A 21,356-nucleotide genomic window follows, 5' to 3' on the forward strand; every position below is an offset into this window, starting at 1 on the left:
GACACGGTACGCATCCTTCGGGATTGCACCTGTCCTGCAGCAGCCTCTACCCGACAACCCCCGTACGCTCCACGCTCTCCACAAAATGGCGCTGCACGAACAGATACAACCCGATCAGCGGCAGAATGGCCAGCAAAATTCCCGTATCCACCACAAGCGCCACGTAGTTCGGATCGGCCTTGGCCGATGAACCGAGCCCCATCAGAGCCGGGAGAAACTGGTTGGCGTCCGCCGGCAGCGAAGCGATCTTCAGCGGCATGAGGGATTGTTCGCTCATAAAGAGCGAGGTATAGAAGGTGTCGTTATACTGCCAGACGAACGAGAACAGCGTCACCGTAATGAGCGGCGGAATCGCATTGGGAAGCATGATCGCAAAAAACGTCTTAATCCCGCCTGCCCCGTCAATCAGCGCCGCCTCCTCAATCTCCTTGGGCATCCCCCGGAAAAATTGGCGGAAGATATAAATGAACAGTCCGGCCTTAAGCCCGGTGGCCGTGGCCGATGTAATGATCGATGGCCAGTAGCTGTTCAGCAGGTTGATGCCCTCTTTTCCGGTGAACAAATGAACCAGCCCCAGAATGTCAAAGCTGCGGAAATGCAAATACATCGGCACCATCAGCGTGCTCATCGGGATCAGGATCGTCAGCACCACCAAGCCGAACAGCAGATTGCTTCCCGGAAAGGTGAACCTGGCAAAGCCATACCCGGCAAGAGCCGTCGACATCGTGGTCAGCAGCATCGTGATGAATACGTAAATCATCGTGTTCAGCAGCAGCGGCCAATAATCCAGCAGGTCGAGCACGATCTTGAAATTATCCAATGTGAAATGCACCGGAATCATGTAAATCGTCGGGTTATAAATATCCTGTTTGTCTTTGAACGCGACGGAGAATTTGGTGATGATCGGATAGATGATGATGAATGTGATGCCGATGATCAGCAGATAGCGGAACACTGACCACAGAATCGGCAGCGCCTTGTTCTTAAACCGGTTCAGTCGTTCCTGAGCCGTTTCGTCCGAGCGATCCCGAATCGATGCCATAAGGACCTCCTTTTTTTCCTGCACCCGTCAGTCAGGAATCTCTTTGCCATTAGTTTTGATAAAAGGTTTTCCTTGAGACGATGATTCCCATCAACACCAGCAGCAAGCTGATAACGATGGTATACAGCCACGCCATCGCGGCACTGAGCCCGAAATTCTGCGTTTTGAAGGCCGTCTCATAAATCGTTCGGGTCACGGTGCTGTCCGCGAACGAATCGATGATGGTATAAATCATGTTCGTCAGGATGAGCGGGCTCACCATCGGAAAGGTGATTTTCCAGAACGATTCATAAACGGTAGCCCCTTCTATCTTCGCGACCTCGTACATCGAGCCAGGGACGGCCTGCAGGGCGGCAAGAAAGATCAGAATCTGCACGCCCGAGCTGCTGATAATATCGTAGATCCTCATGACCGCCCCGATAATGTACTCGGTTACGGTAATGGGAAATCCGGCTTCGGATAAGATGCGCACCATCGATAGCACGTTGAACTGCCCGGAGGCTTGCCCAAGCTCCTCCGCCACCGTCGCATTTCCGACCAGATTGATCAGACCCGAGGTTTCCGCTGCCGAAATCGCGCCTGACGCCAGGATGACCGGCAGGAAGAAGATCGCTCTCGCAAGGGCTCTCCCCCGGAATTTCTGATTCAGCAGAACGGCCGAGAACAGACTGAAAAACAAGATCAGCGGAACGTCCACCACCATGCCCAGTATCGATTCCGTCAGGATCCGGTTGAAGTTCGCGTCCACGAACAGCGCGGTGTTGAAATTGCTCCAACCTACCGGCTCCAGCTCATAGCCCGTGGGAGAGATGTTCAATTTACTGAAGCTGAACAAAATGGACTGAAACAGAGGCCCGGCAAACAAAAAGATAAAGCCGATCAGCCATGGCGCGATGAAGAGGAGGCCGAGCATGGATCTTTTCTGGGTCAGGGACAATCTCATTTTCATGCCCGGTCACCACCTACAGCGTAATTTTGCGGTTCCACTAGGACCCCGTTAACATCAACCGCTTGATCGGTATAATTGATCAGAATCGAGGCGCCGTTCTCGTACCTTACTTCCACCACGCCGTCTTCATGCCGCTTATGCTCCACCATTCGCTGCGTCCGGATCGGCGCCAGCACCTCGTTCAGCTCGTGGTACAAGGAAACCGCTTCTTCGAACCAATTCTTGTAATGCGTGGAATACATGTTATCGAAACGCGTATACTTCAGCTTCGAGCTTTGTTCATAAGACCATAGGAAATGCGGAGCCGTTCCCAATTCCAGCGACTGCAGGAGCGCTTTGCGCAAATGTTGTTCATTCAGGTTATTGACCGCAGCTCCCGCATAATCCAGGTAGCCGTGAATGACCATTTGATAAAACGGCACGGCTTCATCCGTCAGCCCGAATCCGCTGCTCGACGTCGGGACATCGAGCACGTGGCCTGCATATGGCCAGCTGTAAGCATTGGCACCGGAAACCATCGTATCCGGGTATGCCTCGTGCAGCGCCTTCAGCTGATCGGTCACGATAAACTTCGCGGTTTCCCGGAAAACCACCCGCTGCACCCGGTAATCGGAGCTCAGGACATCGCCCAGGTCCCGCAATGACACGGCCCCCATGCCAAACCGTTCATATTGCCCTGTGAATCGGTCCACGTAATAGGGAAGCTTCGCCGGCGACATCAGGTTGTACGTGCCGTAATACGAGTTCATCCGGTTCGTGTTCCGGTCAAACGGATGCAGCGCTGCCGTTTCCCTGGTCACGAAACGCGAGGCATCGGATGACGGCGTAAACGCCCCATCGTCATGGTAGACATGCTGGAAGGCAACATCCGGATACAGCCCGCCGCCGGCGTCCTGCAATTGCTTGGATAGTGCCTTAAGCTCGGCGGCGTTTCCGACAACGCTGTCCGTCTTTACCTTCACCGGGGTTTTGTGATGGACGCCTTGGCCAAACCAGCCGAGATAACGCATTCGGAGATTGGCGATGCCCTCGCCGTTCAGAAGAGCGGCGATCTCGCCTGCCTGCTCGAAGGTGGTCATCGAGACGACGGCATCATACGGTACGCCCAGAAAAGATCTCCGTTTATCCACGCTTCCCAGCATATCGAGATAGAACGGAATGCCCTCCGCTTCTTCCAGGGGAACCAGCTTGTTTTCCTTCGCAAGCGTTTCCTGATACAAGCGGGCCATGCCGGAGTAGCTGGCCCCTTCGCCGGACAGGAAACGGTATTTGACGGACAGCTTCCCGTTGTACAGCTTGTCATTCAACAGCTGGATTTCCTGCACCGTACTTCCGGTGTAAAGCTCCAGCATATCCTCGCCGCGCACGGCAAAGCTGCTGAATACATGATTGTACGAATTCTGCTTCCCGCCAATGTCCGCGGACACGCTCGCGATGGCGTCGCCTTCTTCAATCACGGCAAACCAGCCGCCGTCCCCGTTCTTCATGCCGAATACGGGCATCCGCGCCTGCTCGGCCACCTGTCCGCGGCTGCTGCTGTTATGATTCGGATCGGTGCCGTATATGCGCTGCACGTACTGTTCTTCCTTCACTTTGCCGTTATTCAGGTGGATCAGGCTGCCGCTGCCGTCCGGCACCAGCATATAACCCTCGGCCTTCGTTCCCGCCGCGCCGAAATAGCGAAGCAGCTCCACGCTGCGCAGGCGGTGACTCTCGCTTTCCGTTACCTGGTCAAGCGGTATCGTAACGACAAGCGAATCCTCTTCCAGCCGGTATTCGAGCGGAATCTTGAACTGCGGCTTCGAAGAGGCGCTTGCGGCGGCTCCTCCGCCCTCTTCGTTATCATAGGCAAGATCCTCCGCGGTGTAACCCGCCTGCTCGAAAGCGCCCAGCATTTTTTTCAGAACCAGCTCTTTCTTGATCTGATCGTCCAGGCGCTCCAGCATCGCAGGGTTATCCTTCATGGGGTAATACCGGGCCTGCACGTATCTGGCCAATGACGCATCCAGCTTGCTGACCACCTTCTCCTGCAGCCGGTCCTGCGAGATGTATTTCGGCAAGGCGTCGATTCCGAGCGAGACATCTCCCAGCGTATACGTGACGCGAACGCCGTTGTCCAAGGCTTCCGCCGTATAGTTCCCGTTCATCACGCTCCACGTATAATTCGGATAAGTCTCAAGCGTGCCGATCCCATCCCGGAACGTCAGCGTCAATTGCGAAGACAGCATTTCCTTCTCGAAAGGCGAAGCCATTCCGTCCTCCACCCGGTCTGGCGGATTGCTGTACCACACCATATCGCTCCGCTTATCCCGTACCGCGACCTCGGTCGTGTCCGGATGATAATACAGCGCAAGCGCCTCCGTTTCCGCTACCAGATCCATGCCGGGCACGCCGCCTGTCGAATCGTTCAGGACGGAGAGCTCCCTGCCCTGCGCCGTCTCGGTCGCCGCCGTACTGTACGCAGCGACGTCGACCGCCGGCGCTCCCCGGTTCACGTAGATCAGTAAGCCCGCAGCCATGCACGTTATAACGGTACATGCAAGCACCGTGTACAGCCATTTTCTTTTTTTCACGGCCTACGGCCTCCTTATTGCCTGAAAATGATCTCTCGGTAAACGTTGACAACGAACGTGTAAATCTGCTGCAGCATGCTCAGGACGAGCGTGCCCAGAAATACGATAATGCCCATGACGATCAGGCTCAGTAACATCGTGACGACCGTTTTGCCGGCGGAGTATTGGTGGACCGTCATCGTGCCGACAAAGAGCAGCCCGATAAACCAGATCGCTGCTACCGTCGTTAGCAGATAATAGAACACGGTCTCTTCCTGGACCATGAACCGGCTCGCCAGCGTCATGGGCGGATAGATCAGAACCATCGGAATGAGGGCATATGCGCTGGCCATCACGATCTCCTTAAACTTCCCTTCACCGCCCATGAGCGTGGTGACCGACCAGTTGGAGACGCACCACAGGAAGAACGGGAGGACGATAAATATCAATTCGTCGATGCTGCTCAGCGTCCGCGGATCATTGTAGTTGACCAGAAATCCCGCATACTGCCGCTGCAGAATCATGGCAATGACCACGAGCGCCAATACGAGATAAGCGACCCCGAGCCGCCCCCGGTTTTCGTACTTCAGGTCCCAATATCCGTCGAAGGGGTGAACGATCAAATGAAGGGGGAATTTAAGATAGTCCTGCTTCATGCTTTCCTGCCCTCCTCTGCTTTCGGTATCTTACCGTTCTATAGACCGCGTAGAGCAGCTGGCCCCCGGTCCCTGCCGATAAAAAGGTGCCGAAATGCTCCTTCATGACCTCCCTGCGATATCGTTTATACGCCACGGAATAATTCTTGCGGTCCATGCCCAGCTCAAAATACTTAAGGGCTTCCTTGTTCTCCCCCTTCATGAGCTTCGCTTTCCCGATGCCGATATAAGCGATGTCATAGTTCGCATTGAGCTGAAGAACCCGTTCCCAATAGCTCTCCGCCTCCGCGTCTTCTCCCCGGTAATGATGGCGGACGGCAAGGTTAACCTGCTTCCCGAACTCGGTCGGCTCGAATATGACGATGCTTGCCTTTCCCCGGTCCAGCACAAGCTGACGGTCCCCAAGCCGTTCAATCGCCGCCGGCGTCTTAAATAGGCCCAGCTGATTCCCGATGCCGCCGTATACGAACAGCAGATTGCCGGTCTCGTCGTATGTGAAGACGCGACCTTGAGTAGAGTCCAGCGCGCTGTACATCCCGTCGCCGAGCACCTTAATATCAACGAACTTGGATGGCCCCACCGTTCTTCGATAATAAATATCTCCTGCAACCGGAAAGTAGCCGAAGCGCTTTAGCACATCCTCTCCCGACGGATTGAGGCGTTTCATCGGTTCCCTGGATCCGACGTCAATATTCGTGGCATAGACGAACCCCTTGCCGTCCATATCCAGATTGGAGAACTCGGTCGGGATGAACAGTCTCATCTGGGCTTTCTGCGCGTTCGTCGATACCAATCTCCAGAAATAATCGCCATAATCGCGCTTTACCTTGATCGTTCCGACGTACCCGAGAAAGGTACCGTCCTCCTCGAACTGCATAATGCCTTCGTAAACGCCGCGGGCGACAACGAATACCCGTTTGGCATCATCCACCGCTACTTTCAGGGGAATGAATTGAAAGCCTTGTGGCAGCACATCCGACTCCGGCTGCTCCATGATGCGGACAAGCGACCCTTCCGTCGTCAACACGACAACCCGTTGATGGTCCGTATCCGCAACATAGATTTGCTCATCCCCGTCAATGAAGATGCCGGCAGGATTTGCAAAACCGTCCTCTTTCCCTTCGTTCATGAAAGAATCAATCACACGGATCACGTTCCACGTGTCGTCCAGGACGACGATCCGTTTGTTGCCGCTGTCCAGCACGTAGACGTTTCCGGCTTCCGACACATGCATATCGCTCGGATCCAAAAAATCCCCAATGCCCAGCTCCTTCCCCGTAACGGCGCGTTCCGGCAAATAAGCGGCAGGCACGGCAACCGTTTCCTCCCAATAATTGTAGATATAGCTCTCGTACGGAGCACTGGCGGAGACGCTCCCCGGCATCAGGCCGGTAAGCAGCAGGGAGGCCGCCGCGAGAGTTAGCAACCATTTTTTCGCTGACATCTGATCCCCTCCCTAATCCTTCATCCCGGAGGTCGCCATCGTCTCGATGATCCGGCTCTGCGAGAACAGAAAGAGCACAATCGGCACACTCATCAGGATGACTGCCACGGCCGCGCCTGCGCCGGCCCGGGAAATACCGCCCAGAATGATCTGATTGGATGCATAATGCAGGGTCTTAAGCTGTTCGCTGTAAATAAAGCCGTTGCCGTCGGTTCCCCACAGGATCTGGAACAGCAATATGATCAGCGTGAGCCACGCCGGCTTCACGTTCGGCATCACGATGGACCAGAAGATCCGGTATTCGCTCGCTCCGTCGATTTTGGCCGCTTCCAATAGGGCATCCGGTATCTGTTCCATGAACTGCTTCATCAGATATAACCCTAGCGAATAGCCGAAAGCCGGTATAATGACGGCCCAATAGGTGTCGATGAGCCCCAGCCACGACAGGATCATATAATTCGGCGTTGCCGTAACGACCGGCGTGAACATCAGCGAGAGCACGACGACCTGGAAGAGGAACACCTTGCCCGGAAACTTGTGTTTGGCCAGCGGATAAGCCGCCGCGGATGCAAAGATCACATGACCGACAATGCCGACCCCGGTTATGAAAACCGTATTGAAGATATACCGCGAGAACGGTACCCAGGACTGGCCGAGCAGATTGATCAAATCGGAAAAGTTATTCCATGTCGGATTGCGGACAAACAGCGTCGGCGGGAACAGGAAAATTTCGTCCAGCGGTTTGAAGGCGTTGTTGATGGCGTACACCAGGGGCAGCGCCATGAAAGCGCCGAACACCGCCAGCAGCGCAAACAGGGAGAAGGTCCCCATGAACGAGCGGTTTACCCGTTTGCTGCGAGCTTTAAGCCTGACGTTCAGCAGGCGGCCGTCCCGTTTTTTCGGAAGTTCGTATGTAACCCTCACGCGTCTACTCACCTACCTTGCGCAGCAATTTTTGGACGATCAGGTTGGTTCCCACCATCAGGATGAACAGCACGGTCGCAATCGCCGACGCAAAACCCATCTCAAAGCGAGTAGTCCCGAAATCGATGAGATGCGTGACGATGGTTTCCGCCGCGTAGTTCACGCTCGGGAAACCGGCCAGCGCAATCGATACGTCGGCCACGGCAAACGATGTCGTAAGCTGGATGACCGCGCCGAACATAAGCTGCGGCCGCATCGAAGGCAGCGTTATGAACCACAGCTCCTGCCAGCGGTTGCGGACCCCGTCCACGGCACCCGCTTCGTAGAGCGTTTTATCCACGGTTTGTAGTCCGGCGATGAAAGCCAGGAAGCCGGTTCCGAGGCTGAGCCACAGCTGGACCAAAATGATAATCGGCATGATCATCGCTTCGGTTTTCAGCCATTGGATCGGCTCCAGGATGATGCCCAGCTTAATCAGCATGCCGTTCGCTATGCCGTAGCGGTCACCCGAGAAGATCATCAGCCAGATGAAGTAAATGTTCCCCGAGATCGAAGGCGCATAGAAGATCAGGGTCATGAACGCCCGCAGCCGCGGACCCAGCTCATTGATGACCCAGGCAAACAGGAAGCAGGCCAAATAACTGATGGGTCCCGTTATGGCGGCAAAAAGCAGCGTGTTCTTCAGCGCGACCAGAAAGATATCGTCCTCCAGGAACAGGCGCGTATAATTATCCCAGCCGACAAACCGCGGAAACTCCAGCATATTGAAGTACGTAAAGCTGAGAATCATCGAAATGACGACCGGAAAAACGGTAAACAGCGTGAACAGGATCATATAAGGCGCAAGCAAAATATAGGAATGCTTGCTGGCCTTCATCTCCGCCAGCTTCCGCCTCCACCAGGATTGCGGCTTGACGGGGCGGATTGCGGCTGACATCGTAATTTCAGGATCCTGAAGGCTGGCATTATGCAAATTGGACTCCCCCTATTCCTGCAGCTCGCCGAATTCTGCTTGCTTGGTTCGGATTTCGTCGTGAATATACTGCACCGAATCCATCAAGGCCTCCCGCGGCTCGATGCCGCTGATGACCGCACGATAGAAGGCATTGAACAAATGCCTGCCCGTCGAATAACCGCCCGGCACCTCGGGTATTCCCTGAACCCATTCGAATTGGGATTTCAAATTCTCGTAGTCGGCTACCGGCCACGGCAGACTGTCCAGCGCCTTGATGTTGGCGGTCGGATAGCGGGCCGCCGCGCCCATCAGCCCTTCCATTTCGCGGCCGAAATTCGTCTGCGTCGCATCGCTGGTCCACCATTTCAAGAATTCCCAGGCCGCATCCTTGTCCTTCGCATCGTCCAGCATCAGCACGGCGCTGCCGCCGCTCGGTACGGTGCGGTCAATCGTGCCGTCCGCCTGAACGGTTCCCGGAACGGGGGCGAACCCCCATACGCCGCGGATTTCCGGCGCGAACACCGACAGCTGGTTATAAGTGGTGTAATCGGAAATGCCGATCGGCATCTGTCCGGTACGGAACCGGTTCGCAAAATCGTATTCCCGTTCCAGCTTGTAGTCGGTGTAATACTCCGTCCACTGTTTAAATGCTTCCAGCCCGATCTTGGAATCCAGATCCGACTCCCGGCCGTTGTTGCGGTAGAATTGTCCGCCGGATTGCATCAGGAGCGCCGCATACATCGAATTCGGCGGCAGCGTGGTCCACTGATCCGGTGCCTGCGCCACGACGGGAAGACCGAATTGCATATGATTTTTGTTCAATACGGCAAGCAGGCTGGCCACATCGTCCCAAGTCTTCGGAACTTCAAGACCCAGCTCCTCCAGCACGTCCTTCCGATAGAACATCATGTTGAAGGTTTGCGTCTCCGGCAGCGCATATACGCCGCTGCGGTATCGGTATGGCACCAAGGCGCTGTCCCGGAATCTGGCCGCTACCGATTCGAAGTCAGGGAATTGCGTCAGGTCCGCTGCGGCATTTCGCATGGCAAAGTTCACGGGGAGGTCATTGCCGATCTGCATCGCGACCTCCGGTCCCTGTCCCGACAAAGTGGCGGGGAGCAGCGTCCCCATGTTCACCAGCTTCAGATTGACGTTGATGCCGGTCTCCGGCGTAAAGGTCTCGTCGATCATCGCCTTGATGGTATTGGCCTGATCACGGCCGCTGCCGATCCATACGGTGATCGAACGCTGGTTCTTTTCATCCGTGACGTTACCGATATTGTTGTAATCGATGAAGAAGGAGCTGAAGAACGTCGACGCCTCATGCTTCACCTTATCGGCAGCCCCCATTCCGCTCTTCGGCAGCTTGGCATCGGCTGATGCAACATAGAGGGCATCGATCTCCAGCGGCTGCTCCCTTGCCTGCTGCAGCCATGTTCCGAGTCCGCCGGTATTCGTCTTGTAGGCCTCCAGCCTGCGCGGAATCGTATCCGGCTTCTCGATCATCTCATCCAGCTGAAGCGCCATGGTCTTCAGCAGCGCCTCCTGGTCGCCGGATTGACCCGACAGCTCAACCAATCTGGCCGCAACCGCTTTCAGTCTGCCGCTTTCGTACCGGAAGGCTTCCAGCAGTTCCGGTATCCGCTGCTCTACGCGGTAATCCCTGAATTCATCCGGATTCGTGCCGGTGATCATCAATATTTTGCGGTACATGGCATTCAGGTTGAGCAGACTGTCCTCCACCTCATGAATGAGGGGAGCGAATTCACCCAGACTCGCCTCGAGGCGTAACACATGCTTGCCTTGCTCCAACCGGAACAGATAAGGTTCATCGCCCCCAAGCACGTCCATGCGATATCCGTTCTTGAAGCGGAAAGCGACGTGGTTCATTTCTTCAAACGGAACCTTCCCGTCGATCGTCAGCTTTCGCGTCGAGTACATGCCCCTCACAAAATTTTGCTGCGATTTGAACGCTATCTTATAGAGCCCGCTCTCCGGGACGTCCAGTTCCCATTCGATCCACTGTCCGGGCAGCCGCCAGTTGAAGCCGCCGATGGTGTTGATTCGGACTTTCGACGCACTGTAAGGGCTGACGCTCGGACTCGAACGCTCGCTTAGCGGATACAGGGTCGGCGAGGATTTGGCGACTGCGTCTTCTCCCTGAATCGCCAGCAAGGCGCCTTCGGTTCTTCGAATCCCTTCAGCCTTATACTGCCGGTACAGCTCGGCATACGTCGGCGGACTCTCCTGCTGGAACAGCTTGAGTTCCCCGATAACCATCGGTTCCCGCGCGGCCGTTAAAGATACGGTATGCTCCCCCTCCTCAAAGTAAAAAAGAAGCGGCTCCGTGATGTAACCATCCGCATCCTTCAGCACCGCCGTGGTCCAAGCGGGGCGTTCGATTTGCTTCGGCCTCAGGTCATTGCCCTGGTTATCCTGATCGATGCCGTCCTTGGCGTTATCCCATATGCGGTCGAATTGCAAATAAGCGGCCTCTTGAAATGGGACCTCCCCGTCGATGCGGATGGAACGCTCAATGGAGGAACTCTTTCCTTCCACCGGATAATAGAGCAGGGACAGATTGTACAATCCCTCCTCCTCTACATAAACCTTCCATTCCACCTCACCCTTCTCCCCCGTGAACAACGAGGTTCCGGGATGACCCTCATAGGCTTCCAGCCTGCGGAATTCCCCGCCCTCGGCACGGCTGTAATCCGCCGCGGGAATCATGATCTCACGATCAGGTCGACCTTTTCCGTCATGATCCGACAAATATTGGACATAGGAAATGATTTTCCCCGGCTGCGTGCTGAGATTGACCAGCGATGCGGGACGTTCCAATGTAAGCTCTGTCCCGCCGTGTTCCGGCCTCCCCCCGGCTCCGGACTCATTTCCCCCTCTATTAAAGAACAACGTCAAAGCGGCCAAGATTGCCGCAAGAACCAATAACCGGGTCATCCATTTTTTTAGCTGCGTTTGAAGTGTCAATGTTCATCCCCCTGTTCAGGAGAAGGGGGCGCGGCTTTAAGCTTTAACGCCCCCGTCCATCTTATTTGCCCATTTTATCGACAGCAGCCTGTGCCTGTTGTTTATATTTCTCGGCCGTAGCGGTTACCGATTGATTGTTCACGATAATGTCCTCAATGAAAGCGCCCGTAGGGTAATCCGTGTAGGCTTCGTCGACCGTGATGACGCCGGTTCCGGCAATATGCTCGCGAATCATGTCGATGTCTTCCTGATTGGTATAGATGCTCTCTAGGTAATCCTGTCCCGGGTATTCCTCGGTCGGCGGTATATCGAACGTCTCTTCGTAAATTTGGTAGACGATGGCCGGATCTTTCACGCCCTTGGCAATGAACTTCGCGGACGCGGCGGTATTGGCATACGTTGTTTCTGCCGATCCCTGCGGGCCGGCAGGAATCGGAACCACGCCAACCTCGAATGTAATGTCGCCCAGCATCCATTCCGCCGCCGTAAACATGGCTACGTCGCCGTCTTTGAAGGTGTTGGTTTCTTCCCAATTCGTTTTGTTGCCGCTCTTGACTTTCACAACCTTCTCCACGTTGTAGAGGCGGTTCACGAACTCGGCTGCTTCCAATGTCTTCGGATCGGACAAGCCTTCTTTGCCGTTGGAATCGTCTACGATTTTGCCCCCGTTAGCGGCGGTGAAATGCTTTACCGCATCAATGGCCCAACCGGAGAAGCCCCATACGTCCGTTTTCCCGTCGTTATTCGTATCTTTGGTTGCCTGTTTGGCAAGCTCCATGAATTTATCCCAGTTCCATTCTCCCTTGGCATACAGCTCCTGAAGATCCGGAAGCCCGTTCTTCTTAAACAGGTCGCGGTTGTAATGAAGTCCGAGCCCGATGGAGGTCGGATTATCGAAGCCGTATTCCCCTCCGCCAATGGATGGATATTTCGTCTGCAGATCCGCTTCGTTATTGATGTTGTTTTTGTCCGTGGTAAATTCGCTGATCGGCAGGATCTGTCCCTTCATAATCGCCGGCAATGCCGACTTGTACTCCAACTGCACGATATCGGCGAACGGCTCGCCTGCCAGCACGCTTGTCGTGAATTTATTCATGTACTCCTCAAAGGGAACGTTGACGAATTCGATTTTGCAATTGTATTTCTTCTCGATTTCGGCGATCTTCTCCAGGCGTGCCTTCTCTCCGGCCGTTGTGCCTGCCGGCTTCAGGTCCCACCAAGCGGCTACCTTAATCACGCGGCCGCCCAGATCAACAGGTTCTGCTTCAGGTTCGGCGGGTTCTTCTTTAGGAGTCTCTGCCGCGGTTTCCGTGCTGGGAGCCGGGGTCGCCGGCGGCGCTTCCGCCTGCTTGGCCCCTCCGCCGCTGCAGGCGGTAATCAAAAATAACAAACAGATAAGCAATAAAGAAAGCCCTTTCATTTTTCTCACACTAAAAACCTCCCCTATTTGTTTAACGCCCTGTTAACGTCATGCAAGTACCCCCAAGATGATGTCGATGCTTCATTCCCGGCAATCCTGTTGTTCCCCCGCCCCCCATTCGGTTATCCCTGTTTGCCAAAAAATATAACACCAGGATCGCAATTACGTCAATATATTTTATGATAATAATAACAACCAACCTAAATATTATTTTATAAATAACCTAAATAATTAGCGACAGCGTTTACATTTTAATTCAGCAAAAATCGGACTTGTTCGCTATAAATCCCTATATATCAACTGAAATTACTGTTATTCTATCTTAATTGACTATCATAAAATCCGTACATTTGTTATTTGTTTGTTATGAATACAAAAAGGCCCCGATGTCTTTAAGACATCGGGGCTAACTTAACATTACATGTACAGCTTATGGTTCGTCCGTATCCCGCGCAGCGTTATTCAATTCCCTAACAATGACATCGGCTTGAATAAGGAGACGCTCATAATTGGAATCCGGGTTCACGATCCGCCAGAGCAATTGATCGACGGCACGCATCCCCAGCAATTCCTTGTCGATGTTCACCGTTGCCATAATCGGCAGGCTGTCGTACGTATTATCGAACCCTGTCACCTGTACGTGACCCGGTACGTCGATACCCTGATTCCCGAGCGCCTCCATGGCAAACATGGCGGTGATATCATTAGCGCAAACGAACACTTCCGGAAGCTCGTTTCCGGCAAGAGCCTTGCCTAACGTTTCGTGTATGTTCTCTATCTCCGGGCTGATCAGAGAAGGCAGCTGCCGATGCTCGATTTTGTAATCGGCCAGCGCGGACGAGAAACCGATCCAGCGCTCGTAAAAGCTCTGGGCATCTTCGATGTTGCCGATGAACTGATATTTTTTATATCCTTTGCTGATCAGTTTGGTCATGATTTGTTTCATGCTGTGCATATTGTCGGTGAACACCGTGTCCGATTGGAACGCGGGGTCCATGTGGTCTACCATGACCACGGGAATGTTCAGCTTCTTGATATCCATTAAATTTTGCGTGGACACGGCTCCCACCGTTACGATCCCGAGAATGCCCTGGGGATTCAGGAGGGAAAACATGTGGTCATTCGAAGGCTCCGTCAGCGTCAGGATGTCGAGCCCTTTCTGATTAAGGCGGGTCGATATTCCGTCAAAAACCGGCCCCCAATAGAGCGATTCGCGATTCTGATATCGGACATTCGGGAACAGGACCAGTACCGCCCCCGCCCATTTTCGGTTCTCCGGCTCCTGGAGCTGCTGGTTTCTTCCTGCCGCTTGGCCTGGCTGATCCTTGAAATACCCAAGCTGTCCGGCGGCCTTCAGGATCATGTCCCTGGTCTGCGGGCTGACGCCGGATTTCCCCGACAAGGCCCGGGATACAGCGAATTTAGACACGCCTGTGAAATCGGCGATTTCCTGAATCGTCACTTTCGTTTTCATCGTTATCAACCTACTTAAGTGCGAATTTGTCGTTCAGCTTCCGTGTTATTTATGTTAGTTTTTGTTAGGTTACTGACATAATATTATGTGAAATAATCGTTAAAGTCAAAGAATATCCTGCATTTTCTTGTTTTCATTTTTACAAAAACAAAAGCTGCCCCTATGGTCATGTTAGGACCATCTGGGGCAGCTCTTTTCTTGTAGGCTTAAAAATATAGATAATTACGGTTTCTCCACGAGCAGCGCTTCCCATTTCAAGCCTTCTCCGGCAATTTCGATCCGCAGGTCGGAGATGCTCTTCAACGCCTCCTCGCGACGTGTCTCAAGTATAACCACCGTTTCCTTATATAGCTCGTCTATCTTCTTCTGCGTACCGCTTGCCATTTTCGTTATTTCGGATTTTCTTGCAGCATTGCCTTTGGAGATCGCGGTTGTCTGTTCCTTAAACAGCTTGCCGTATTGGCTCTTAGCTGTTGCTTTGCTGATTTTCCCTTGTTTGTACTTCCACATCGGACTGTTCAGGTACGACGTACTGGATCCGTTACGGAGCTTCCACATCGGACTGTTCAAATAGCTTTCACTGACCGTTTTGCTGAATTTCCATGCGGAACTGTTCAAATAGCTCGGGGTGATCGTCTTCTTGTATGTCCACATCCAGCTGTTCAAATAATCCTCGTTCATTTCTTTGCTTAGTTTCCATAGGGTACTGTTCAAATAATTGCGGTTAGCGGCATTCGCATACTTCCACATCGGACCGTTTAAATAACTTGGATTGATGAACCGTTCATATTGTGCCAGCTTATCCTTTAGGTCGCGGTTTCCCTCATACTTCAGCTTCAGCTGCTCCAAATCGGCTCGAAGCTTCTCGTCCCACTGCTTTTGATCCTCCAGCACTTTTTTCTCGAGCTGGTCCAGGGAGGCATGGCTGGCATTATAAAACGCCTTATATTTCTTGTCTGCTTGTTTCTGGTAATTGTTATACGCATTTACCGTCTTCTTGTTATAGGATTTATACTCGCTCCATACTTGATTGATCCATTTCTGATCCGCTGCATGAACCGTTGTTAGCGGCACCAAAACCGAGACGGCAAGCAAAAGGCTGCATAAGGTTAATAACGATTTTCGCATCAATCTCATCGATTTTCGCCTCTCTTCTGTAGATAGTAAACAAGGGATATTTTACCTAATGGCAAGGCATCTTCCAATAGGAACTCCGAACCCCTAACTTTTAGACTAGATCCGATTTCTGGAACCTCCGGATATTTTCGCACGGCAGCGTGTCTCACTCCCTGGATGCTTCATGAAAAACATGTCTTCCCTTCGTATATCCCACATCAAAAACGGAAGATTTATGCACTTCCTTGGTCCTGTAGTCCCTTAGTATCGCTAAAGTTAGTTAGCTAGTTATAACAGCCCATCTTTGTTCGGAACCGCTTTCTGATGCTTGACCGCCCGAAAAATAGGCCTATACAATGTATTTTGTAGTATTTTAGCAAATTATAGATGGAGGATTGCAGATGTTGAAGTTCAGGACACTATGTGCGCCTATACTCCTGGCTGTCTCTTTGTTCGTAGGAGCTGGCAGCGCTTTTGCCGGGGTTACTTTTCGGGATATTGATAACCACTGGGCAAAAACGACCATCGAATGGGGCGTCGACAAGGGGATTGTCAACGGCTATGCGAACGGAATGTTCATGCCTAATCAGAATGTGACCGAGGCCGAATTCATCCGCATGCTGATTGTCGGCATTACGGGCAAGGACCTGCAGGAGAACTATTTGACCGAACTATGGTCGGATAAATATTATCATTTTCTGCACTTCAAGAACTATCCTGTACACGGATTCGCTGACAAAACCAAGCGCAGCCAATACATAACGCGGGCCCATGTGGCCGAGCTGATATCCAGCGCCGACGGCGTGAACTACGGTGGGAATCAGGCCATTCAATACGTTCTGGGGAAAAAGTACGCGCAGGGCCGGATCAAAGGTGAAAATACGATTGAAGGCTATGTAGGCAGCGGCACCATCACGCGGGCCGAAGTGCTTCAGCTGATCAAAAACCTGACCGATCGCGGAATGTCGAACCTATACGACCGCCCTACCGCGCCAAGCGCGGAGGCCATGCTGCCGAAGCTGCCAACCCCTTGGGACGTTTACCGGGACGAGATGTACCTCGTGATCCGCCAGAAGGTATTTCCGAAGTACAGCGGCTACCGCATTTATGACGACGGATCGAATAAAATCGTGATGACCAGCACGAAGCAAACCGGTGAGACGGATTACGCCGTGTCCGTTCAATTCGAGCCGCAGATTATGCAGTTCAGCGGAATCGCGCTTTCCAATGCCGCCGATAAAACCCAGCGCGGCATGCTGATCGAACTCCTCCAGTTGTATGGCTTCCAAGTCGATTCCGCCTTCCTCGCGAAAATAGACTCCGCGGAGAAGAACAAGAAGGTGATCGAGTTGAAGGTGAGCGGCAAAACACTCGTTATCGATCCGCTCGTGGCAAGCCCCGCCGGGCATGTCCATATCTACTATAAGTGGTGGGACGGATCTCGGGCATAATTCAGGAAACTCGACTGCGCTGCAACCGAACAAAAAGCCCTGACGGCAAATCGTCAGGGCTTTTTGTTCATTTATATATCAGCTTCTACGCTTCCGCTTCCGTGGAGATATTCCAGTTCACGCCGAATTTGTCAGCCACGATGCCGTACGCCGGGCTCCAGAACGTCTCCTGAAGGGGCATAACCACTTGACCGTCCTCCCGCAGCGCTTCATATATCCGCTTGGCCTGTTCGGCCTGATCGGTCATGATACAGATCTGAACCTGATTGCTGGATTGAACCGGTTGACCGGGAAACGTATCGGAGAACATCAAATCCGTCTCTCCTACCTTCAGCAAAGCGTGGGAAATGCGATCTCTCGCGCTATCCGGCAGCGGAAAATCAGGGTTCGCCGGCATCTCGCCGAAGGTCTGAACCATGATGACCTGGGCATCCAACGCCTTCTCATAGAATTGAATAGCTTCCTTAGCATTCCCGTCCATCACGAGATATGGATTCATTCGAAGTGCCATATGATCGTCAACCACCTTATTTTCATATTTACAACGTTACTCCTATTATCGCCCAACTGGATCACTTTAGCAAAATATGAGGCATTTTCGGCTGAAGGACCGTTATGGTTATCCCTCATTCCATCCATACAGGATTTTGAAGTCCGCCGTGACCTCCATCGCTTCATCCAGCATTTGTCCGATGGCCTCGGGCGAAGCGCTCCAGGATAACGGCGTCATGCGAATCAACTGTTTCATCTGATCGTTATCCAGGATGACTCGATACTGCACCCGCTCGGCTTCGATTTGCTCAAAGTGGCGGCTGAATAGCTCTATTGTGCTGTCATTGGAGTAATTCTCCTTGCCTGTGCCTGTATAGAACAAGGTTCTAAGCTCCTGCAAATACAGGCTGTCCGGGATTACCTTCACCAATGATCCGCCACTCGCAAGCAGCCGCCTGAACTCCGAATAATTGGACGGGGACAGAATGTTCAGGATGTAATCGAACTGTTGGTCGGCAAACGGGCTCCGGGACAAATCGGCCACGCACCATATAGAATCAGGGGATATCTTGGCGGCCATAACGATGCCCTCTTTGGCAATATCCATGCCTACGCCGAGAACATCCGGCACCAAAGGGTGCTCCCGAAGCTTATGTCCGATGGCGGATAGATGGGAGCCCTCCCCGCAGCCTGCATCAAGCAGTTTTACAGGCTTCACGGATTCCCGGGACTTCAGCTCCTGGATCAGGCGATTCGTTACCGCTTCTACCATGGGGCCGAAGAAGCCGCTGCCGCTGATCGTGTTTCGGGCCTCAAACAAAGCCTTATCATAATTGGTTTTGGATGAATGGTTCAGCAGGTTTACGTATCCCTGTCTGGATATATCATAGCAATGCCTGTTCTCGCATTCCAGGCTGGCCATGCGTTCTACCTTCATGGCACCGCCGCAGATCGGGCATTGAAACATCTTCTCGTGTATCGAAAGTTTTTGTGCTTTTTTTAACAATTTTTCGTTGTTGGACACAGCAAATCATCCTTTCATTCGATTGATCGCAATAAAAAAGGCACAGATAAATAAACTCAAGCCGCAGTTGTCAAAAAAAAGGGCCGAGCCTACTTGGATCTGTACCTCACATTAGCGTAAACGAATGAAATGGATCATGAGAAAAAACACGCTCCCGACATCAATTTGGGCAAGAGAGATGCCCTAATTCAATTCTAACACGCGAGCACAGAATGTAAACCTCCAGGGCAAGCGTCCGGTTCAGCAAAATATATCAAGAATAAGTTCCTCCTATAGACTATGATGAGTGTTTGAGACTCTTTTATCCACCTTCTCACCTTAAAAGACAAATATTAAATTCAAAATGACATATATATATTGCAAAAAGACGTAAATACTATTACAATGCATGTATCCAGAAAATCTCAGGAACGTATCTCTAACCAAAAGGAAGGAATGATGAGCTTGAATTGGTTTAAGAAAAACTCGGTTGAGGATGAGCGTATCGTCAATTTGAAGAACAAGTTATATAAAGAGGTGTATACCTTGATCATGGTCATTTGCAGCATTTCCGTCATCATCAAATCTTTTGTGCTGCCGCGAACGGAACCCGTCTGGCTGGAAATGCTGATCATTCTGGGAGGAAGCTTATATTTCGGGATACGCAGCGTGGCGCTGGGGATTTACTCGGATGAAGTGGAGGTCCATGACCAGCGGAGCAAAATTTCGTTCAGCATGCGTACGGCGATATGGGGGCTTGTTATCGGTGTCGCACTTGCTCTTTTTTTCGGTATCCGCAGCGCGGTTCTGTTTGGCAATGACAACAGTGCGACCGAGCTCAAATATTTCTTTAGCGTTTTCCTCGTCTCACTGATCATCTACATCCCGCTCTTTGTCGGGGGGAATTGGTTGATCCACTACGGCGCCAACAAGGTAAGCCAAAAAATGTCGCAGAACGATCCATTCGACTCGTAGAAAGGGATATTAGGGGGACTGCCGCATGAAAAACATCAAATTGAAGATGGCCCGCGTCGAGAAGGATTTATCGCAGGAAGAACTGGCCCAGATCGTCGGTGTCTCCAGGCAGACCATCGGCCTGATCGAGCTTGGGAAATATAATCCGTCCCTCAGCCTGTGCGTTGCCATATGCAAGGCATTATCGCGTACGCTGAACGATCTGTTCTGGGAAGAAGACTAGGGCAGGGCTGCATTTCAATTCACTAACGCCGCCAGACAGCAATTGCCGACAAGGTTAAGGAGGTGACGCCAACGTTTCAAGGCAAGAACTAATAACCAATCATCATATAAGGAGTGACCTAATCTATCATGCCATTACATAAAGCTAGAAAAGCATTCACCGTGTTTTTGCTCACCGCTTCCCTATTGGGAACCACCTTCATCCCTGAAGGAAAAACATATGCTTCTGCCGCCGATCCCATCCAAGGGCAGGTTACCGAGGTTACGACTGCACGAACGTCGGATGAAAAAATTGCCGAGTGGGAGAATTGGGCCAAAGACCATGTATATCGACTGGATACGATTCACCCGGCCAACACAGCCAACGGCACTAACCAGTATAGGGATCTGGCTATGCTGAAGCCCTTGCTGCATGACAAACGTTTCGTGTTTCTAGGGGAGAGCTCCCACGGGGTTGGCGAGTTCAATCTGGCGAAGACCCGCTTGATCCAGTTCCTGCATCAGGAGATGGGGTACAACGTTCTGGCCTTTGAGAGCGGCCTTGGCAACAGCTCCTTGGCTTACGGTAGGGCCGGGCAGCGGAGCGCGGAACAAACGATGAAGGATTCCATCTTCGGCGTCTGGTGGTCCAAAGAGATTTTGCCGTTGTTCGACTACATTAAAACAGCACAACAGAGCAAGCAGCCGCTCGTGCTGACCGGTTTTGACATGCAGCTGCAGCATCCGCTGTTGGACGGACAATGGCTGCAGGATCAGGCCATGGCTAAGCGTCTATCGGAAGCTGAGAAGAAACTGTCCGACTACTCTCTTGGCACGGATCTAGACGCTTACCGCAAAGAGAAACATCAGCTGATTCAAGTGTACAAGGATGCTCTGGAATCATTAAAGACGGAGGCAAACGAAGCTCATCTGAAACGGCTGTACCCGGATAACCCCAAACTGTCCATGCTGCTCGAGCGGACCCTGAACGACCGGATTCGGGTAGCCCGGGAATACGTGGAGCTCTCCATTCAATCAACGCTTGGCATGGAAGGCGGGGATTATGTCCCGTTCCTGGAATCGATGGAATGGCGGGACCAGGCGATGCATGACAATCTCATGTGGCTGGCAACCGAAGTATACCCGATGGAAAAATTCATCGTGTGGGGACATAACGACCACATCCGCAAAGCTCAAACCGAGGTGATGGGTACGCCATATCCGGTGACTTTAATGGGAGAGAAACTCTCGGATGAAATGAAGAAATACAGTTACGTGCTTGGCCTGTATCCGGCCAGCGGCCAAACCGCGGATAATATGGGGAATGTGCATGACGTCCTGCCGGCAGAGCCGGGCTCCATTGAATCGATCCTCTCGGCCGCAGGCTCGCCGTATACCTTCGTTGACCTGCGTTACCAAAAACGCGAGGCAGGCAACTCGTGGATGTTCGAGCCGCGTTTTGCCTATAGCTGGGGGATGATTCCGGAAAGCTTAATCGCCCGCGACCAGTACGACGGTATTCTGCTGATCGATGACGTAAACCCGCCCCAATATATGAGATCCTCCGCTTCATCCAAGGCTTCTGTGCCTGCTGAAGAATAAGGTGCTATCATTCCTTGCTGTCATATAAGAATTTTTCATAGGTTAAGATGACAAGCATCCTCTGACGATCTGCTCCAAGAGTCCGGAAGCAATGAACTCTTGGAAAGGACCG

The 21,356-nt window shown here is 52.5% G+C and carries 17 protein-coding genes; 4 read left to right on the top strand and 13 right to left on the bottom strand.

Features of this window, described 5'->3' with window-relative positions:
• Nucleotides 1-46 precede the first annotated feature (46 nt).
• The 11 genes from RB298_RS32725 to RB298_RS32775 all read right to left on the bottom strand — a co-directional run bounded on the left by RB298_RS32725 (nt 47) and on the right by RB298_RS32775 (nt 15,541).
• Nucleotides 47-1,042: a carbohydrate ABC transporter permease gene (locus RB298_RS32725; RefSeq protein ID WP_486050460.1), complete on the bottom strand. Its 996-nt coding sequence runs from the start codon at nt 1,040-1,042 to the stop codon at nt 47-49.
• 49 nt (nt 1,043-1,091) lie between these two features.
• Nucleotides 1,092-1,991 carry a carbohydrate ABC transporter permease gene (locus RB298_RS32730; protein ID WP_096775187.1) on the bottom strand — a complete coding sequence of 300 codons (900 nt, stop codon included), beginning with the start codon at nt 1,989-1,991 and terminating at the stop codon, nt 1,092-1,094.
• A complete protein-coding gene (locus RB298_RS32735) occupies nt 1,988-4,564 on the bottom strand; it encodes a DUF5696 domain-containing protein (protein ID WP_486050462.1) in 2,577 nt (858 codons plus the stop codon). Before RB298_RS32735 ends, RB298_RS32730 begins: the two co-directional genes overlap by 4 nt.
• A 14-nt stretch (nt 4,565-4,578) precedes the next feature.
• Entirely contained in the window at nt 4,579-5,199 is a 621-nt protein-coding gene (locus tag RB298_RS32740) for a Yip1 family protein (protein WP_096775185.1), read from the bottom strand.
• Nucleotides 5,180-6,643 (bottom strand): gluconolactonase, encoded by a 1,464-nt coding sequence (locus RB298_RS32745; protein ID WP_486050464.1) that lies wholly within the window; start codon nt 6,641-6,643, stop codon nt 5,180-5,182. Before RB298_RS32745 ends, RB298_RS32740 begins: the two co-directional genes overlap by 20 nt.
• A gap of 12 nt (nt 6,644-6,655) precedes the next feature.
• Entirely contained in the window at nt 6,656-7,567 is a 912-nt protein-coding gene (locus RB298_RS32750) for a carbohydrate ABC transporter permease (RefSeq protein ID WP_009589726.1), read from the bottom strand.
• A gap of 4 nt (nt 7,568-7,571) precedes the next feature.
• Entirely contained in the window at nt 7,572-8,540 is a 969-nt protein-coding gene (locus RB298_RS32755) for a carbohydrate ABC transporter permease (RefSeq protein ID WP_452517445.1), read from the bottom strand.
• Between the two features lie 12 nt (nt 8,541-8,552).
• On the bottom strand, nt 8,553-11,510 hold the full coding sequence (locus tag RB298_RS32760; protein WP_486050467.1) for an extracellular solute-binding protein: 2,958 nt from the start codon (nt 11,508-11,510) through the stop codon (nt 8,553-8,555).
• Between the two features lie 61 nt (nt 11,511-11,571).
• Nucleotides 11,572-12,939, bottom strand: a complete 1,368-nt coding sequence (locus RB298_RS32765) for an ABC transporter substrate-binding protein (protein WP_096775181.1) — start codon at nt 12,937-12,939, stop codon at nt 11,572-11,574.
• A gap of 421 nt (nt 12,940-13,360) precedes the next feature.
• Nucleotides 13,361-14,404 (bottom strand): LacI family DNA-binding transcriptional regulator, encoded by a 1,044-nt coding sequence (locus RB298_RS32770; RefSeq protein WP_036662263.1) that lies wholly within the window; start codon nt 14,402-14,404, stop codon nt 13,361-13,363.
• A gap of 222 nt (nt 14,405-14,626) precedes the next feature.
• Nucleotides 14,627-15,541, bottom strand: coding sequence for a coiled-coil domain-containing protein (locus tag RB298_RS32775; RefSeq protein WP_375120731.1), 915 nt, complete (start codon nt 15,539-15,541; stop codon nt 14,627-14,629).
• A gap of 380 nt (nt 15,542-15,921) precedes the next feature.
• On the opposite strand from RB298_RS32775, the gene RB298_RS32780 reads away from it, so the two are divergent.
• A complete protein-coding gene (locus RB298_RS32780; protein WP_096775179.1) occupies nt 15,922-16,971 on the top strand; it encodes an S-layer homology domain-containing protein in 1,050 nt (349 codons plus the stop codon).
• Between the two features lie 85 nt (nt 16,972-17,056).
• Here RB298_RS32780 and RB298_RS32785 read toward each other — a convergent pair whose 3' ends face one another.
• Together RB298_RS32785 and RB298_RS32790 are read right to left on the bottom strand one after the other, a co-directional pair.
• Nucleotides 17,057-17,482, bottom strand: a complete 426-nt coding sequence (locus RB298_RS32785; protein ID WP_192569503.1) for a VOC family protein — start codon at nt 17,480-17,482, stop codon at nt 17,057-17,059.
• Nucleotides 17,483-17,590: 108 nt separating this feature from the next.
• On the bottom strand, nt 17,591-18,487 hold the full coding sequence (locus RB298_RS32790; protein ID WP_375120732.1) for a putative RNA methyltransferase: 897 nt from the start codon (nt 18,485-18,487) through the stop codon (nt 17,591-17,593).
• A gap of 438 nt (nt 18,488-18,925) precedes the next feature.
• Between RB298_RS32790 and RB298_RS32795 the strand changes: the two genes are divergently transcribed.
• The 3 genes from RB298_RS32795 (at nt 18,926) to RB298_RS32805 (ending at nt 21,244) form a co-directional block, all read left to right on the top strand.
• Nucleotides 18,926-19,441, top strand: coding sequence for a DUF6773 family protein (locus RB298_RS32795; RefSeq protein ID WP_096775176.1), 516 nt, complete (start codon nt 18,926-18,928; stop codon nt 19,439-19,441).
• Nucleotides 19,442-19,466: 25 nt separating this feature from the next.
• The gene (locus tag RB298_RS32800) at nt 19,467-19,664 is read left to right on the top strand and encodes a helix-turn-helix transcriptional regulator (RefSeq protein WP_009594955.1); all 198 of its coding nucleotides are present in this window, start codon (nt 19,467-19,469) and stop codon (nt 19,662-19,664) included.
• A 128-nt stretch (nt 19,665-19,792) separates the two neighbouring features.
• Nucleotides 19,793-21,244, top strand: a complete 1,452-nt coding sequence (locus tag RB298_RS32805) for an erythromycin esterase family protein (RefSeq protein ID WP_375120733.1) — start codon at nt 19,793-19,795, stop codon at nt 21,242-21,244.
• The last annotated feature ends 112 nt before the right edge of the window (nt 21,245-21,356 follow it).

Source organism: Priestia sp. BR_2 (genome assembly GCF_041954005.1).
GTDB lineage: Bacteria > Bacillota > Bacilli > Paenibacillales > Paenibacillaceae > Paenibacillus_AQ > Paenibacillus_AQ lautus_A.

Bases quoted from the DNA above. Each gene is read 5' to 3' on its own strand.
- RB298_RS32745 (WP_486050464.1), bottom strand. From the start codon at position 6,643: ATGTCAGCGAAAAAATGGTTGCTAACTCTCGCGGCGGCCTCCCTGCTG.
- RB298_RS32795 (WP_096775176.1), top strand. From the start codon at position 18,926: ATGAGCTTGAATTGGTTTAAGAAAAACTCGGTTGAGGATGAGCGTATC.
- RB298_RS32740 (WP_096775185.1), bottom strand. From the start codon at position 5,199: ATGAAGCAGGACTATCTTAAATTCCCCCTTCATTTGATCGTTCACCCC.
- RB298_RS32770 (WP_036662263.1), bottom strand. From the start codon at position 14,404: ATGAAAACGAAAGTGACGATTCAGGAAATCGCCGATTTCACAGGCGTG.
- RB298_RS32780 (WP_096775179.1), top strand. From the start codon at position 15,922: ATGTTGAAGTTCAGGACACTATGTGCGCCTATACTCCTGGCTGTCTCT.
- RB298_RS32775 (WP_375120731.1), bottom strand. From the start codon at position 15,541: ATGAGATTGATGCGAAAATCGTTATTAACCTTATGCAGCCTTTTGCTT.
- RB298_RS32725 (WP_486050460.1), bottom strand. From the start codon at position 1,042: ATGGCATCGATTCGGGATCGCTCGGACGAAACGGCTCAGGAACGACTG.
- RB298_RS32785 (WP_192569503.1), bottom strand. From the start codon at position 17,482: ATGGCACTTCGAATGAATCCATATCTCGTGATGGACGGGAATGCTAAG.
- RB298_RS32800 (WP_009594955.1), top strand. From the start codon at position 19,467: ATGAAAAACATCAAATTGAAGATGGCCCGCGTCGAGAAGGATTTATCG.
- RB298_RS32730 (WP_096775187.1), bottom strand. From the start codon at position 1,991: ATGAAAATGAGATTGTCCCTGACCCAGAAAAGATCCATGCTCGGCCTC.
- RB298_RS32805 (WP_375120733.1), top strand. From the start codon at position 19,793: ATGCCATTACATAAAGCTAGAAAAGCATTCACCGTGTTTTTGCTCACC.